Source organism: Pseudonocardia sp. N23, from assembly GCF_002583555.1.
Lineage (GTDB): Bacteria > Actinomycetota > Actinomycetes > Mycobacteriales > Pseudonocardiaceae > Pseudonocardia.
On sequence record NZ_BEGX01000060.1, the window covers coordinates 1 to 256 of the forward strand.

General features: G+C 75.4%; 1 protein-coding gene. It reads left to right on the forward strand.

Going from position 1 to position 256, the window contains the following annotated elements; translation table 11 throughout:
* Positions 1–256 (forward strand): divalent metal cation transporter (locus tag TOK_RS18120; protein WP_172457630.1); only part of this gene is annotated, 256 nt, incomplete at both ends.

Here is a 256-nt window from a genome sequence, read left to right on the forward strand (position 1 = left end):
CCTGCTCGCTGCCGGCATGCTCGGCGCGACCGTGATGCCGCACGCGATCTACGTCCACTCCTCGCTCTCGCGCGACCGGCACGGCTCGCCCGCCCCGGGCCCCGAACGGCGCAGGCTCCTCTCGGCCACCAAGGCCGACGTCGCCGTCGCCCTCACCGTCGCCGGGGCCGTCAACCTGGGCCTGCTGCTCCTCGGCGCCGCACTGCTCAGCGGCGACGACCGCACCGAGACCCTCGACGGTGTGCACGCCGCCATC